The 15,735-nt window shown below is 64.9% G+C and carries 13 protein-coding genes; 8 read left to right on the top strand and 5 right to left on the bottom strand.

Annotated features, from left to right (window positions below):
• Positions 1-184 precede the first annotated feature (184 nt).
• Complete coding sequence (locus tag OHB12_RS09090) at positions 185-2,506, top strand: hypothetical protein (RefSeq protein WP_327117993.1); 2,322 nt, start codon at positions 185-187, stop codon at positions 2,504-2,506.
• A 29-nt stretch (positions 2,507-2,535) separates the two neighbouring features.
• Positions 2,536-4,098 (top strand): MFS transporter, encoded by a 1,563-nt coding sequence (locus OHB12_RS09085; protein WP_327117991.1) that lies wholly within the window; start codon positions 2,536-2,538, stop codon positions 4,096-4,098.
• Between the two features lie 389 nt (positions 4,099-4,487).
• Here OHB12_RS09085 and OHB12_RS09080 read toward each other — a convergent pair whose 3' ends face one another.
• Entirely contained in the window at positions 4,488-5,078 is a 591-nt protein-coding gene (locus OHB12_RS09080; protein ID WP_327117989.1) for a hypothetical protein, read from the bottom strand.
• Between the two features lie 455 nt (positions 5,079-5,533).
• Here OHB12_RS09080 and OHB12_RS09075 point away from each other — a divergent pair, with 455 nt between their 5' ends.
• The 6 genes from OHB12_RS09075 (at position 5,534) to OHB12_RS09050 (ending at position 11,122) form a co-directional block, all read left to right on the top strand.
• Complete coding sequence (locus tag OHB12_RS09075; RefSeq protein ID WP_327117987.1) at positions 5,534-6,088, top strand: CAP family protein; 555 nt, start codon at positions 5,534-5,536, stop codon at positions 6,086-6,088.
• Between the two features lie 169 nt (positions 6,089-6,257).
• Positions 6,258-7,874 (top strand): hypothetical protein, encoded by a 1,617-nt coding sequence (locus tag OHB12_RS09070; protein ID WP_327117985.1) that lies wholly within the window; start codon positions 6,258-6,260, stop codon positions 7,872-7,874.
• A gap of 74 nt (positions 7,875-7,948) precedes the next feature.
• The gene (locus OHB12_RS09065; protein ID WP_327117983.1) at positions 7,949-8,314 is read left to right on the top strand and encodes a hypothetical protein; all 366 of its coding nucleotides are present in this window, start codon (positions 7,949-7,951) and stop codon (positions 8,312-8,314) included.
• Positions 8,315-8,380: 66 nt separating this feature from the next.
• Positions 8,381-9,565 (top strand): hypothetical protein, encoded by a 1,185-nt coding sequence (locus OHB12_RS09060; protein WP_327117981.1) that lies wholly within the window; start codon positions 8,381-8,383, stop codon positions 9,563-9,565.
• Positions 9,562-10,107 carry a hypothetical protein gene (locus OHB12_RS09055; RefSeq protein ID WP_327117979.1) on the top strand — a complete coding sequence of 182 codons (546 nt, stop codon included), beginning with the start codon at positions 9,562-9,564 and terminating at the stop codon, positions 10,105-10,107. Before OHB12_RS09060 ends, OHB12_RS09055 begins: the two co-directional genes overlap by 4 nt.
• Before the next feature lie 379 nt (positions 10,108-10,486).
• Positions 10,487-11,122, top strand: a complete 636-nt coding sequence (locus tag OHB12_RS09050; protein WP_327117977.1) for a hypothetical protein — start codon at positions 10,487-10,489, stop codon at positions 11,120-11,122.
• Between the two features lie 402 nt (positions 11,123-11,524).
• On the opposite strand, the gene OHB12_RS09040 is transcribed toward OHB12_RS09050, so the two are convergent.
• The 4 genes from OHB12_RS09040 to otnI all read right to left on the bottom strand — a co-directional run bounded on the left by OHB12_RS09040 (position 11,525) and on the right by otnI (position 15,702).
• Positions 11,525-12,688, bottom strand: a complete 1,164-nt coding sequence (locus OHB12_RS09040) for a C40 family peptidase (RefSeq protein ID WP_327117975.1) — start codon at positions 12,686-12,688, stop codon at positions 11,525-11,527.
• A 412-nt stretch (positions 12,689-13,100) separates the two neighbouring features.
• The gene (locus OHB12_RS09035; protein ID WP_327117973.1) at positions 13,101-13,853 is read right to left on the bottom strand and encodes a FadR/GntR family transcriptional regulator; all 753 of its coding nucleotides are present in this window, start codon (positions 13,851-13,853) and stop codon (positions 13,101-13,103) included.
• 5 nt (positions 13,854-13,858) lie between these two features.
• Positions 13,859-14,902 carry a D-erythronate dehydrogenase gene (gene denD, locus OHB12_RS09030; protein ID WP_327117971.1) on the bottom strand — a complete coding sequence of 348 codons (1,044 nt, stop codon included), beginning with the start codon at positions 14,900-14,902 and terminating at the stop codon, positions 13,859-13,861.
• Positions 14,899-15,702 carry a 2-oxo-tetronate isomerase gene (gene otnI, locus OHB12_RS09025; RefSeq protein ID WP_327117969.1) on the bottom strand — a complete coding sequence of 268 codons (804 nt, stop codon included), beginning with the start codon at positions 15,700-15,702 and terminating at the stop codon, positions 14,899-14,901. Before otnI ends, denD begins: the two co-directional genes overlap by 4 nt.
• Positions 15,703-15,735 lie beyond the last annotated feature (33 nt).

Below are 15,735 nucleotides of genomic sequence, written 5' to 3'. Positions count from 1 at the left end.
GGCTGCGTGCCCGCCGACGGGGAGTGCCCCGCGGCGGCCGCCACGGGCCGGCTGCGACGGTGTACGTTACGCTGTGACACATTGAACTCCCAAGTAACGGCACGTTAAATAGTGAGCCAATGCACACGTAACATAAATGTAACCGATTCCAGGCTCGTGGGGGTGATGACGGATGCGACTGCACATGTCGAGCCTTGCCCAGGACTCCTGGCTCTTCTGGTCCAGGACGTGGGACACGGCGTTTCGGCCGCCGCGCGCCCTGCTGGTGCGATGTCGCGACTGGGCCAACTCCACCCTCACGCGGCGGATCGCCGTCCGGCTTCTGGTCAGCGCGCAGGTTCTGCTTGTGGTCTGGACCGCCGCCGGCGGGGTAGCCGCCGGCGGCACCGACACGGTTACCCGGGGCGGGAACATGTCCGCGATCGACGGGCTCGCCTGGACGGGTGTGCAGGACTCCTCCGGGATTCGCTTGTCGGACTATATGTTCGCCACCGACGGCGGCAGTCTCCTCGCGCCGCAGGACACGGCGTTGTCGATGGTGCTTGGCCTGGAATTCACGGTGTTCATGGTTATCGTGATCAGTGCGATCTGGCTGATCGGCTTCGTGGTGAGCTTCCGCTGGCTCGACTGGCTCGGCAAGCCGTTGAACGACGTAGCCAACGCCCTCACCGATCAGGTGGCCACGCCGATCATCTTCGCCGTGGCTGCGTCGATCGGCGCGTTCTTCGTAGCGGTCTTCGTTGTGCGGGGATATCATGCCAAGGCCGTCCTGCAGGTCGTCGTGATGCTCGCGGTCGCTGTCCTCGGCGCCACCTACCTGGCACATCCTCTGGCCGAGGTGTTGTCGTCGAACGGCCTGGTGGTCAAGGGGCGTGACGTCGGGATTGCGATCGCGGCGGGACTCAACGGGAATTCCACTCCGGATGCGAGGTCCATCGTCGGCGAGCTGAACGGCACCTTGGCCGACAACTTCGCACGGCACCCGCTGCAGGTATGGAATTTCGGTCATGTCATCGACGACTCTCCGATGTGCCGCGCGGCGTGGTCGTCGGGGGTGGCGGCGGGTAGTGACGCGCAGGTCGCGCGAGCGATGCGCGACTGCGGTGACTCCTATGCGCACGCCAAGATCGAGAATCCGAGCATGGGGCAGGTTGGTACCGGCCTCGTGCTGATGGTCTTCGGGACGATCCTGCTGCTGTTCATGTCCTACCTTGCGATCAAGATTTTCCTCGCAGCACTCTCGTCGGTCTTTCACGCTCTGATGGCCATTTTCGGTTTCGCCGCAGGGGGATTCATATACGGTCCCACCCAGGGAGTCTTGATGCGCAACCTGGTCGGCATGGTCGGTGATGCCGCGTCGATGGTCGCCTACACGATATTCCTCGGTTGCTACGCCTTGGTGCTGGACAGCGTGTTCCGGGCGGCGCCCGGCAGCGGTATGGCCGTGATTTTCGTCGGTGGCATGCTGTTGATCGCGGGCTTCGTGCTGCTGCGGCGTCTCGATCTCAACCTCATCGGCGGCCAGAGCCAGCTCACCGGGCAAATCCGAGCCGCACTCGCCGGCAATCCTGCGCCAGCGGGGGGAGGCGGTGCCACACCCGGGATCGGCGAGGCAAGCCTTCGCTACACGCTGTCACCCGGTCACCTCGCCCTCACCGGCATGCGTTGGCTCAACGACCTCAGCGCCATCAACGCCAGCCCCATAACGTCGTGGGTCTTCCGTCGCCCGATGCCGCTTACGTACTTTTCCAAGGGGCAACAGGATATGAACTATCTGAATTATCGGTTGCTCCTGGGGGAGGTGCCGCCCGAGACCGCCGAGAGCTGGATGGGCCGGCTCACCGCCGGGAAGAATGCGCACGATGCATCCGCAAGGGCGGCAGTAGCGGAATTCGGTGGTCTCAACCATCGAGCCGCTGCGGCGGCCGTCACGAATGTGCTCCATCTCGGCGGGGACAGAGGCGATGCCTTGGGTGCCATCAAGGTCGCCGGATTTTCGGAGGAAATGGCCACCGGAGCGATTCAGGCGAATGTCCGGATGGTGGCGGCTGCCGAGGAGAACCCGGTGACCTACGACCCGCTCTCGAGAGCCGCCGCTGCGTTGGAACTCGCGCATACGGCCAGAGGTTTCCGCCCATCGGAAAGGGATGCTTATATCGCGCAATTCGCGGAATCTGCAAGCTTGTTCCACCTTCTCTCCCCGCGCCCCCTCTACCGAGACAACAGGAATGTGGACCAAACTTTCGTTCGCAAGGTTCAACGGCATTGGGACGAGTCATGGGAGGGCTTCAAGGATGCCGTCCCGGTCGGAGAATGGGGATCCGTCAACGACGACACCCGCCGGTACATCGGAAGCGGCCTCGCACGTGATCTGCACCAAGCAGCCTTGCGCTATTCGAAAGACCCGTCCGACCAAAATATCGCCGATGCGATGAGGATAAAGAACAGGGCGGTGAATATTGACATGATCCTATCGAATACCCATGCAGGCCCGTGGACGAACTAGCATTCTTGAGAAAATGAGGTGATCACAAGGTGTCGACAACGCAAACGAAAGTAATTCGAAGTCTGGTCCCCGCCAGGATGGACAGGCTTCCGTGGACGAAGTTCCACTGGCTCATCGTCGTCGGTCTCGGCGTCTCCTGGATTCTGGACGGAATCGAGATCCAGATCGTCAGCAGCATGGCCGGACCGCTGCAGAACGCCGGAACCTTGCATCTGACGAGTGGTCAGGTCGGCGCGATGGCGTCGTGGTATCTGGCCGGTCAAGTCGTCGGTGCACTCGTCTTCGGTCGGCTCACCGACAGACTCGGTCGCAAGAAACTGTTCATCCTGACCCTGGCAATCTATCTGATCGGCAGTGGACTGGCCGGATTCTCCTGGAATGCGTGGTCACTCTACTTTTTCCGCTTCATCGCAGGCACCGGAATCGGTGGAGAATACACGGCGATCAATTCGGCGATCGACGAGATCATGCCATCCAAGTATCGGGGCCGAGTCGACATCGCGATCAACGGCACCTATTGGGGTGGCGCGGCGCTGGGAGCGGCGGCCAGTCTGATCCTGTTCAACGAAAATTTCATCCCGACCGGGTGGGGATGGCGAATCGGATTCTTCATCGGACCCGTCCTCGGGCTCGTCATCATCTTCTTGCGCAGGCACATCCCCGAAAGTCCACGTTGGCTGCTCACCCATGGGCGGGCCGCGGAAGCCGATCGGACCGTCGACGAGATCGAGGCGCAGGTTCGAAGTCAAGGAGTCGAACTCCCTCCGGTCGACGAGAGTAAAGCTCTGGATATCGTGGACACGGATCGACTCTCTTACGTGCAGATGGGTCGGATATTCTTCGGTCGATATCCTGGTCGTTCCTTCCTTGGATTCACGATGATGGCCACGCAGGCCTTTCTATACAACGCGATATTCTTCACCGTAGGATTGGTGCTTATCCACTTCTACAACGTGCCGGACGATCACACGGGTTACTACTTCTTCCCGTTTGCCGTCGGCAATCTGATCGGCCCATTGGTACTCGGCCCGCTCTTCGACAGCATCGGCCGTCGGAAGATGATCTGCGCGACATACGTAGGGTCCGGTATCCTGCTTTTTGTTTCCGCTTGGGCGTTCAATGCGGGCATCCTCAACGCCACTACTCAGACTTTGTTCTGGTGTGTCATCTTCTTCTTCGCCTCGGCCGGTGCGTCCTCCGCCTATCTCACGGTCAGCGAGATCTTCCCGCTGGAACTGCGCGGTCAAGCCATCTCGTTCTTCTTCGCCATCTCGCAGGGCGTCGGTGGTGTCATCGCACCGTTCCTCTTCGGTCACCTGGTCGGCGGTTCCGACAACCCGGACCCCGACCGGTTTCCGCTCACGGTGGGGTACCTCATCGGCGCCGGGTTCATGATCTTCGGTGGCGTGGTCGCCTGGTTCTTCGGCGTGAACGCCGAAGGTCAGTCCCTGGAGGACATCGCGGATCCACTGTCCAAGGTGGAATCGCCGGAAGCGGCTTCTGTGTCGGTGGAATCGCCACAAGCGGCTTCCGTGTCCGAACTCGTGGTGACCGAACCGCTCGGACAGGAAAGTCCTGCCAGCACACCATGAGTGGACATTCCCGGTCGCGGCAGGCTCCGAAGTCTCGGATTCCTCCGCTGTGCGGGAATGTCGAAACCACGTCGAGAACCGTCGGGGCCGCGGTATATCCGGTCCCGACGGTTCGCTTCGTCTGACTCGAAGCCACGAGTCCAGGGCGATGCACCGGATGGTCGTACACGGAATGCCACGGCCATGATTGCCGGATCGGTGTACAGCGATGACGCCGCTCGCGGATCCGGTTCCCCTGGAGGCTGAGCGATGCCGTTGATGCTTCTCGATCGCGGAATCTATGGGCGGTGTCTCCGCGAGGGCCACTGAGCCGCAGCAGCTCCTGAAAGACGCGGTTCACAAGTCCCGAGTGACGGTTCCCGGCGCGGCCGGTCGATGATGCAGATCTTTCAGAACTTGCCCATTTGATGGTTGATTCGGTGTCCCAGTCGCGCGCCGAACTCGGTGATGAAGCTATCGGTGAGCGGTGGCCAGCCCCAGAAATCGAAGGCGAGCGCGCCGAGGGCGAACCCGGACGGCCAGTGCCACTCGGTGACCGGAACGGCATCGCCACAGGAATGACAGCACGCAGCCCCGACACCCGTCTGCTTCCACGCGTCGATGCCGTCCCGGAATGGCTGCCAAGCCTCGGGATCGGCCTCCCACTGTTGCGGGTAGTCGATGATCAGGGTCTTCGCCTGGCAACGCGGGCACACGGCCGAGTCCGGCTCGATCGCGCCTTGTCCGCCGAAGTGATCGGCGCGCCCGACAATCACGGCTACCGGACCAGGAATCCAGTCGCCCCATTCCTGGGTGATCTGCGCCCAATCCGGCCCGGGCACATAACCTTTGTCCACGCTGAGGCTGTACATCGCCTCGCCGGACATCTCCCGTGAGAGCAGCCGTCGGGAAATCATCCAATCCAGCATCCGTGCCGCCAGCGCGTCCGCCTCCGCGGCGGTCACCTCGACGTCGACGATTCGTTCGAAGTAGTCACCCACGATTGTCGAGCACCTCCTGGAGCAGTCGTGCACACTCTGCCAGCACCATCCGACAGCGTTATCCGGTGGTGGACCCGTACGGCGGTCAGGGGCGTTCATTCGAGCAGGTCGTCGGACATTCGCTGCCCGACCCCACGCCGCGTACGAGGCGCACCGGGAACCGCTCCAGCTCTCCGCAGCTCGGCTCAGCGGGCCTGCCGTTCTCGGCACCCACGCATCATCGCGGGTCGAGTGCCGTTCCGCATCCCACTCCAGCACCGACTGGGAGACCGATCCGCGCCCGAAGTGCAGACGCATCGGTAGACTGACCGCCCGACATCTACTCCATCCCAATGACTTCCGCCACCTTCGCCACCGATTCCACCCGGGTCGGCACAGAGGGTTCGCGGGGCCGGGATGCAGCTGAGGTATCCGTTCGGACCGGTTCCACTCGCACAACATCCAGGGAGATCGCGATGCATCCTGCCCGTTTCCTCTCAGTCGCATTCGCGCTGGCGGTCGTGGCCGCCATGACCGGCGCGGGCACCACCTCGGCGCAACAGGAACCGAACTACCTATGCACCGACAATGCTTTTCGGGACGAAATGCTCGCCCTGCACAACACGTTCCGGGCCCGTCACCAGGCGCCGGGGCTCGACCTCGACCAGACACTGAACAAGGTCGCCGAGGAATGGGCACAGCATTTGGCTCGGACCCACAGCTTCGAGCATCGACCGAACTCCGAGTACGGCGAGAACTTGTACATGATGACAAGCGGTGGTTCCGGCCACGCGGGCGCAGCTGAAGCGTTCCGCGCTTGGGCGGACGAAGAGGCTGTCTACGACTACGACAATCCCGGATTCGCCTCGAAGACCGGGCATTTCACCCAGGTGGTCTGGAAAGGCACCGAGCGACTGGGGGTTGCGCGCGCCTGTGCGCCGGATTCGTCCGAGACCTACGTGGTCGCCAACTACGACCCGCCCGGGAACTACCAAGGCCGTTTTCCTGACAATGTGCATCCGGCCCGGTAAGCGACTGGCTCGCCCGGAGATCAGGAGGTGACTCGTTCTCGGTCGGCTGTCGGGAGTGCCGCTCAGGGATGATCCGGAGCTTCGGGTATCGCGGCATCACTCCAGCGGGGAGGCGGAATCCCCTCTGGAGATGATGATCTCGTAGATTCCTGCCCTTACCATGGCGGTCGTGCCTGTCGCCGTCCGCTGCCGCGCTCTGCTCGTCGCGGGGCTGTGTGCCCTGATCCTGGCGGCCGGGATGGCACCTGCCTTCGCCGACTCCCCGTCCTCCGGCGCGGATGTCGCGGTCGCACAGACCCTCGGTGATCGTGAACTCACGATCGTGCTGCGCCGGGTGACCAGCGTGCCTGGCCCGTTGCGCGTGGATGTCGTCACCCATGCCGGTACCGCCGCCGGACAGCTCAGGCTCGCGGCGACACCGACGGGGGTGACGGCGCAGTCGGCATTGCCCGCACCGGGGCAACCCACTGCCGAGGCCGTAGTCGAACTCGGCGGCATACCCGGGATGTACTCGACCACCTTGGCAATGGACCGGGCCGGCCCATGGGAACTGGGCATAGGTGACGGCGTGCGGGTGGCGCGGATTCCGTTCATCGTGTCGAAGCAGGTCACCTCTCCACCGGAGCGTCTGGTCTACGGCGGGTTCCTGGTGGCAGGTGTGCTGCTGGTGGTCTCGGTGCTGACAGCAATACGCGCCCGGCGCAGCGTGTGGGTATTGCTTCCGGCGGGGGGCATGGTGGCGGGAATCGCCGTGTCGGTGACCGCCGCAGTGCTGTCGGCATCGTTGCCGCTGCCCCCGCAGCCCGGCGGCCAGCTCGACCCGACGGTGGACAACGTCACGGATCCGTACACTCTGAACCAGCCGTTGATCTCGGACTTCTCGCGCCCACCTGTCCTGCTCACCGTCGAGGGTGTACCCGTAACCACCGGGCAGCCGAGCGATTTCGATCTTGCCCTGATCGACGCGGCCACCGGCGCACCCGTCGACGATCTCCTCGTCCACGACAGCGCCCTGATGCATCTGTTGGTGATCGGACCGACGGGCCGCTTGTCGCATCTGCACCCGATCCGGACCGGACCGGGTCACTATCAGGTCCATCTGGCATCACCAGAGCCCGGGCACCATGTACTGTCCGCCGAGCTGGCCCGGCGCGGCGGCGGGGTTCAAATGGTGCGTGGCGTAACCGGTTTCACTGTCGAGCCCGATCACGTGGCCGGCGTTGAACCGCCACCGCCGGGTGTACCACCGCATCTCGGTGCCGGCGACACAACCGCGTCGACCGTCATCGACGCAAATCCCGTCACCATCAGGACGACGACCCCGTTTGCCGGAGCACCCACGACCATCACCGTCGAGGTCGGCGATACCGCTGACCTGCAACCGTGGCTCGGCATGGTCGGGCATATGATCACGGCAGGTCCGCTGCCGGACGGCGGCGACGCGGATATCGCTGTGGCCGTACAGAACTCGCCCATCTGGGGACACGCCCACTCGATGGGTCCGACATCGATGCATGGCATGTCCGACATGCCGGGGATGAGCATGCCGGAGATGCGTGGCATGACCGACGCCGCAGCGGGACGAGGAGTCATGCTCATGCCGCCGGTCAACGGTGACAGTGCCCCCGACGAGACTGTGGCCGCGTACGGACCCGATGTTCCTTTCACCTACACCTTCCCCATCGCGGGCCGGTATCGGCTCTGGATCCAGGTCGAACGGCACTACACCGTGCTCACCGTTCCCGTCGTTCTCGACGTCGCGCCGGCCTCGGGGGCGCATCGATGAGCGCGTCGACATCCGCCGAACGGGCAACCGATCGCGGCTCTCGTCTCCGTCGTGTTCTCGTCGCAGGGGGCGTAGTGATCGCCGCCATCGTGTGGCTGGTATGGCCGAACCCGCCCGACCCGCTCGTGCTGAACACCGGTACGTCTCACCACCTCGTCACAGTCACCATCGACAGCCTCCGGATCGGCAACAACGACATCGACATCGACGTCACCGACCGTGCCGGTGCCCCGATAGGCCACGCGGCAGTACAGATTCAGGCGAACCAGCCGATCATGGGCTACGCCGGACCGCCCGTCGCGGCGATCCCCGCTGGGCGGCATCGCTTCCACGCCGCGGCGCTGCCTTTGATGATGACCGGCCAGTGGGAGCTTCGACTGTCGATCGAAGCGCACGACGGCGTCGACCAACTCGCGCTGCCGCTCTGGGTGGGTGGCTGAGACCAGGCCCGCCCGTACGCGTCAGCAGGAACCGTCGGAGCACGACCAGAGGAAGGACCGCCCGCCATGAGCACTCCAGCACCGTCCGATGCGACCGAAGGCCGCGCCGGACCGGCAGCGACCACCGCCGAAGGCGAGCCGGCATCCGCGTCCGCCACCGAATCCGCCGACGGCACAGCGGCACGCGTTGGCGCCTGGGTCGTGTTACTCGGCACGGCCGTCACATTGGTAGGGCTCAGTTGGGATATCCAGTGGCACAAAGAAGTCGGCCCCGACACCTTCTTCACCCTGCCGCACCTGTTCCTGTATTCCGGCAGCGCCATATCGGGGTTCGCCAGCCTCGCCATGGTGCTCATCACGACCTCCGCCCAACGTGCCGGGCGGCCCGTGCCCCGGATGGGCGGTACACCCATCCGAGTGTTCGGCAGTAACCTCACTGCCCCGATCGGCTACACGATCGCTGGAGCGGGCGCCGCGTTGTTCTTGCTCTACGGCCTGCTCGACCTGGAATGGCACTCGATCTACGGCTTCGACGCGGTGCTGAACACCCCATCGCACGTGGCGCTGTTCCTGTCGATCACGCTCACTATGATCGGCAGCATTATCGTCTTCGCAGCCCACCGCGACTATCTCTGGGGCCGGATCGGCATTGTCCTCGCGATCCCGATCCTGATCACCTTCGCGCCCATTCCCACCAACGCGTTGAACAACCTGCACCTGCCCGCTGACCCGACCATCCTCGGGATCGTCCTGTTCGGGCCGATGCTGCTCATCCTCGGCGGGGCATTGCTGGCCCGCCTGGGCGCCACCATCGCCATCGCGGCGGCGCTCGGCGCCATGCAGGCCATCCTGTGGTGGTTCTCGCCGTGGGCCGCGGAAACCTACGCCTCGGCAATCGGGCTTCCGCTGCGTGACGGTCTCACATCACGCCCACCGGAACTGCCCGCCATCATGCCGATGTTCCTGATCGTCGCGGCCGTCGCCGTCGAGGGTTTGTTCTGGCTGGTCCGCGCCCGCGGTTTCGACGCCGAGAAGATCGTGTTGGTGGCGGGTGTGGTGACCGGCGTCATCGTCGGCGTGACGTTCCCGCTGCAAATGAACCTCACGCATGCCATGCCGCACATCGCATTCGGCGACGTCGTGACAATCACGATTCTCGGGGTGCCACTGGGGCTGCTCGCCGGGTTCCTCGGTAGCCGATTCGCCACCATGCTGCCCGCGTTCGCACCCGCGCCGAAGGCCGTCCGATGACCGTGCTGCGCAGGCTCGCCTTCAGTGTGCTGGCGATGGTCACCCTCTCCCTGGTAGCGATCGCCCCCGCGTCCGCGTACGCGCCGGTCGACATCGTCCACACCGAGCGTGTCCAGGCCGGTCCCTATGGCGTTACCGTCGGGTTCTCCACGTGGCCCATCCGCGCAATGAAGTCGCTGGACTTCACCTTCATGCCCGACGGTGGCATCGCCGACAAGTCCGGGACGCTGCGGTTGACCGGACCGGGGATCAAACCCGGCAGGCGCGCCGGGCCGCTGGTGCGCCATCCCCGCAAGCGCGACTCGTGGGGCCTGGATGTGAAGGCCTTCGATGCCCCGGGCGTCTACACCTTCACCTTCGCGATCGACGGCCCGCTCGGACACGGGGAAGGGACCCTGGGCGGTGTAGAGATACTCGACCAGCCCGGACCGCCACTGCCGCTGAGTTGGACGATCGGCACCTTGCCACTGCTGGGCCTTGTCGTATTCCTCGCCGTGGCATGGCGTCGGACCCGGCCCGGTCGACAACCACTGATTCTCTGAACTCGTCACGGCGATCTTGTCGTCGTACGGACTGAAGTAGTGCTGGCACGACCTCCGAGGGCGGGCGCCTACGGTACCCCGGGCCGGCTGTCAGGGAGGCGAAAGATCATGCATCCAGGGGTACCGGGCAATGGTCGATCGTCCGCGGCGCGTGCGAGCCTTCAGCAACGACTTGCCCATCCGAGCGTTCACCGCCCCAGCCGCCGGATCGCCTGGTCGGCGGTGTTGCCGCTGAGGAGTCAGCCCATTGCTATGGCGAGTGTGATGTAGCGCACAACACGATGATGGTGCACCGGGTGAACCGGTGGTCGCTGTAGTTCGTAGTACGAGTGACGAGATGCACTGTGCGCCTCATCGAAAGCGACGGAAGGTCCGAAACATGAGTTCAGCCAAACGATTCCAGCGTGCCGCAGTGCCGGTGGCGGCGACCGCGGTCGTTCTCGCGGGTCTGCTGAGCGCCTGTGGTGGCGACAAGGGTGGCCAGCCCGAACCTGCGGCCGCGCCGGCGTCGCAGGTGGCGTCGCAGGTGGCTTCGTCGACCACGACCACCGCCGTGCTGGCGCCCGCTGCGGGGCAGGCCCCCGCAGTGGCGAAGACGCAGGGCTGGCTGAAGATCTACGGCGGAGCAGCCCCGGCCGGGACCGCGAATGCGGTGCAGTTCAATGTGACCAGCAACCCGAGTGTCGGACAGTACGTGTCGGACGGGTCGGGCCGGTCGCTGTACCGGTTCGACAAGGACACCGCGAAGCCGTCGGTATCCAACTGCGCCGGGCAGTGTGCCGTGACCTGGCCGCCGCTGACCGTGGCCCGTGACCAATCGGTCTACGCGTCGGGCGTCGACCCGCAGCTCGTCGGGTTCATCGAACGGGCGGACGGTACCTGTCAAATCACCATCGGGGGTTGGCCGGTGTACTACTTCTCGAAGGACCAGAAGCCGGGGGATCTGCTCGGTCAGGGTGTCGGCGGGACATGGTTCGCGGTGGCTCCGAATGGCGGCAAGGCTCTGTCGAAGTGATCCGAATGCCGCGGGATCACCGACAGGCCGTTCGGTCGGCGGCACGACGTGTTCGGCGATGACATCGTCGCCGCCGCTGATCGACCGGCTGGTCCACCACGCCGAAGTCATTTCCTCTGAGGCGACGGGTACCGCCGTGAGGACCGCGAGTCTTGGCCGAGTCCCGGCGGCCAAGGCCAGCGACTGACCGAACGTGTGATCCGCGGCATCTGAGTGTGTTGCCCCGGGACGTGGATCACCGGGCAGATACCTTGTCGGACAAGTCATTAGCGGCAGTTCGTGACGTCAGTCGCGTAGCGGCCTCTCGCAGCACTCCATTGCATCGAGCTCCGATGCCAACATGAGGCCGATAGTTGCCGCAGATCGCCGGTGCCGACCGGTAGGGACGCAGTTCGAACTCCGCTAGACCGCGACGCTTTGCGTCGGCGGCTTTACGACACCGGTGAGGCGCGGGTCGCCCACGCGATAGTTGTTGCGCCTTACCGCGTCGCTGGAGTTGCCTTCTATGGTGGTGATCGAAGTGCCGTTGACGGATTCCACGATTCCGATGTGGTCCGGTGTCCCATCGCGGTTCCAGTTGAAGATGATCAAGTCGCCGGGTTGAGCGTCCGCCGAGTTCGTCGACGTCCGTAACATTCCTCTGGCGTCATTCCAGATGGCAGCCACACCATCCTTGTTGGTCCAGTTGACCTTGTAACCGGCTTTTTCCCACACCCAGGTGGCGAAGGAGGCGCACCAGGCGGCGTTGATGTCGTACGGCGTTCTCCCGATGAAATTGCCGTCCTTGTCGTAGTACCCGGCAACGTTGTTGCCGCCACTCTCATGGACATTGAGACCCAGCTCGTGCCGTGCTCTGCTGACGATATCGTCCACAGTGCCACTTCCGTTCGGGTCAAAGCTGGCATTGCTCGCGGTCGACGGTGTCGAGAGGGTCGACGGTGTCGAGAGGGTCGACGGCGGCAAAGAACCGTTGCCGCGGGGTGCGCTCGCGAAAGACGGGCGCGAGTCATCGATGCCGGCCGCCTGACTTTCGATCTGGTCGGACGCGCCCTCGACCGCATCGTGCACGTCCTCGACGGCTTGCAGTACGTAGCGCAGCGCACGTATTTCTTCCGCGACCGAAAGCGGCAGATACGCTCCGTTCTCGTCCTTGCGCTGGTTGATATCGCGGAGATCGTTGTCGAGTTTGCCGACCCTTTCCTTGATCGACATATACGTCTCGTTCGAGAGACTGAAGGTCTTGAACGATGAGTCCTTGACTTTGCGACTCTGCCGATCCATTTCGTCTTTTTTTGTGTTGACTTCGGTCTGGCGCGAGCCGTAATTCTCGGCCATCACAGACTCACCTGGTGGCTCATCGAGTCCGTCGTCGCTGAGCAGGTTCCGTTTGTCCAGCCAACCCACCAGATCGGGTTGCTCGCTACCATCGCCGGAGGCGAACAGCAGGATCGAAACCTCCATGGCCTCTTGCGCCGCGTGGATCACGGCCGTGAGGCCGCCACTGGCGATCTTGGGAATGTACAGGTCTTCGACGAACCCGATCAGCTCATCGCGGGTAGTCGCCATTCGCGCCCCTTCCTGCGACCGCCCTGGCATCGCGTGCCAGCGGGCTTACGAGCACCATTCCGTAACCTCACTCGGCCAGGACCGCCGAATGCTGAGGCGGCACGGTTCCTGTCTACCGCCGTAGTATCGGGCATTCCCGACATTGGTAACTCGTGTGTCGCACCCTGTTGCCGTCGCTCGGGCACCGCGCCGCTCGCTGCGGCACCGGACGACAGTGCCGACACGTCGCCGAAACAGTCTGTCTGCCTGCGCATTTCACGCGAAGCCAGCGAGTCACGCGACCGGATACTCGAGGTTCCCTTCCGAGGGACGTCGGGCATCGAGGTGATTCAGCGGCGTCCCGCTGATCCGAAAGTGAAGGGTCTGGCGGAACGGGCGAACGGATATATGAATCGAAACCGGGCTGCGGGCGTCAGGGAGCGGTGTCGAGATCTACGTCGAGCTCATCGGTTTCGGTCCAGAACCGATCATCCGCATCCTGGAGCCGGGCGGCGGCATGCTTCATATGGCGGCGCGCGGCGGCCCGTGCGGCCGCAGCGTCTGCGGCCTCGATGGCGGCCAGGATGGCGTGATGCTCCTGCCGGACGGCAGCGATGAAATCGGCCCGCCGCGCCTCGTTCGCGCGTGTCACGCGGATACCGCCGTGCATCAGGTCGCCCAGGTACCGCACCGTCGAAGCCATCACCGCGTTCCCGGTCGACTCGGCAATAGCGCGGTGGAATGCGAGATCCTCGTCCACGCCGTCACCGCCTGCCCTGACCGCCGCGTCGATCGCGTCCAGCGCCTGACGGATCCGGGCAACAGTACCGGGTGTGGCTCGGGTGGCCGCGAGACCGGCGGCCTCGGCCTCCAACGCGCGGCGAACCTCGACGATCTGCAAAACCTTCGACTTTGTGTCGGCGGCCTCGGCCGCCAAGTCCAGCGGACGGGTGCGCCGCGACGTGACGAACACGCCGAGACCTTGGCGCGGCTCGACCAGCCCCGCGTTACGCAGCCGCGACACAGCCTCGCGCACCACTGTGCGACTGACCCCCAACTGTTTGACCAGCTCCACCTCGGTCGGTAGCCGGTCGCCCTCGGCGAGCTGCCCCGAAACGATCTCCTCGGAGAGCATCGCGGCAACCCGATCCGCGAGCCGGACCGGGCCGCGCACCTTGGAAAGCATGGTTGTCAGTCTATCGGCGCTCCGTCGGGCGCTGCCGCAAGGGAATACGCGATCGCCTCGGCATTGTCGGCGAGATAATCCCGTACCAGCGACTCGAAGTCCGGGTCGGCCTCCAGCCCGAGCGCGGCGGCGCGCGCGTTGTCGAAGACCGCGGGCCACGAACCGACGAGTGCCTCCATCTCAGGATCAGGCGCGATTGCCACCAGGTCGGCGACGGTATCGCCGGCCACCCTCCGCAGCGTGGCCAGCATGTCGGCGACCGAGACCGTGAGCGCCGGAAGGTTGACCGGCCCAGCGCCGTCGAGCCGGCCCGGCCCGGTGCCGCGTTCGACTTCCGCGACGCGCAGGATTCCCTCGACCGTCCGCCGCGGAGAGGCCAAGGCCACTCGCAGACCCGGATCGACGGGGCAGATCGCCTGGAGGCCCGCGAGCGGCTCCCGGACGATGCCGGACAGAAAGCCGGAGGCCGCCGCATTCGGCTTGCCCGGCCGCACCGACACGGTCATCAGCCGGGCGACGCGTCCGTCGATGAAGCCGCGGCGGGTGTAGTCCGCGATCAGCAGCTCGCAGACAAATTTCTGCGTTCCGTAGCTCGACCGCGGCGCAGGCAAGGTCGCTTCACTGACTGCTGGCGGTAGCGGCGACACCGGGTCGGACCCGTAGACGGCGACACTGCTGGAGAACACGACCCTCGGCGTCCGTCCTCCGGCATCCGACTGTGCCCGAGCGGCCTCGAGCAGCGCGCGCGTCGTATCCAGGTTGGCGCTCATGCCGAGGTCGAAGTCGGCCTCGCACTCGGCCGAGACGGCAGAGGCCAGATGGATCACCGCATCCACCGGCTCGGCGAACAGCTCCGCCAGGCCATCGATCAGATCGCCCCGGACGATGTCCACGAGGGGATCGGTCGCCACCGACGAGTCGGGCGGTACGAATCGGTCGGCGAGCACCAGGCGCTCGATCGGGGCACCGCGGAATGTCCGCCGGTCGAGGAGCGCGGCGGCGACTTGCCGGCCGAGGAAGCCGAAGCCGCCCGTGATGACGATCCTCATGCGTGTGCTCCTCGGTATGCGTCCAGCCAGCCGAGCCCCTCGCTCGTTCCGGCCATGGGCCGGTACTCACAGCCGATCCACCCGTCGAAGCCCAGGTCGTCGATGACGCGGAATAGGTGGTGGATGTCGAGCTCACCGTGGTCCGGCTCGTGGCGCTCGGGTACACCCGCGACTTGCAGATGACCGACCCCGCCGGTCGGTATGTCTCGGCGTAGGGTCGCGGTGAGGTCGCCCTCGACGATCTGGCAGTGGTACAGGTCGAGCTGCACCTTCAGATTCGCCGCTCCCACGTCACGCAGCAGAGCGTGGGCCTCGGCCTGCGTGGTCAGGAAATAACCCGGCATGTCGCGGCGGTTGATCGGTTCGATCAGGATATCGACCCCCCTGCAGGCTGCCCGCTCCGCCGCCCAGCTGAGGTTGGCCAGGTAGGCGTCACGGTGCTCGGCCACCTGCGCCGGAGTGGTGTTCGGCGGGACCAGCCCGGCCATGACATGTACCCGCGGGCAGCCCAGTGCGGCGGCATAATCCAGTGCCCGGTCGATCCCGGAGCGCACTTGCTCCTCGCGCCCGGGTAGAGCCGCGATCCCGCGGTCGCCGGCTTGCCATGCCCCGGGCGGCGCGTTGAAGAGCACCTGTCGCAGTCCGTGGTCGTCGAGTCGGCGGCGCAGCTCGGTGGCATCGTATTCGTACGGAAAGAGGTACTCGACGGCCTCGAATCCGTCCGCGGCCGCTGCGGCGAAGCGGTCGAGAAAATCGTGTTCGGTGTACATCGTGGACAGGTTCGCGGCGAACCTCGGCATGTTGGCTCCTGTGCTCGGATACTGACCATCCGG

It is taken from the genome of Nocardia sp. NBC_01730, assembly GCF_035920445.1.
Classification (GTDB): Bacteria; Actinomycetota; Actinomycetes; order Mycobacteriales; family Mycobacteriaceae; genus Nocardia.
Note: the sequence above shows the minus strand (reverse complement) of the source record. Positions and strands in the feature narration are given on the sequence as shown.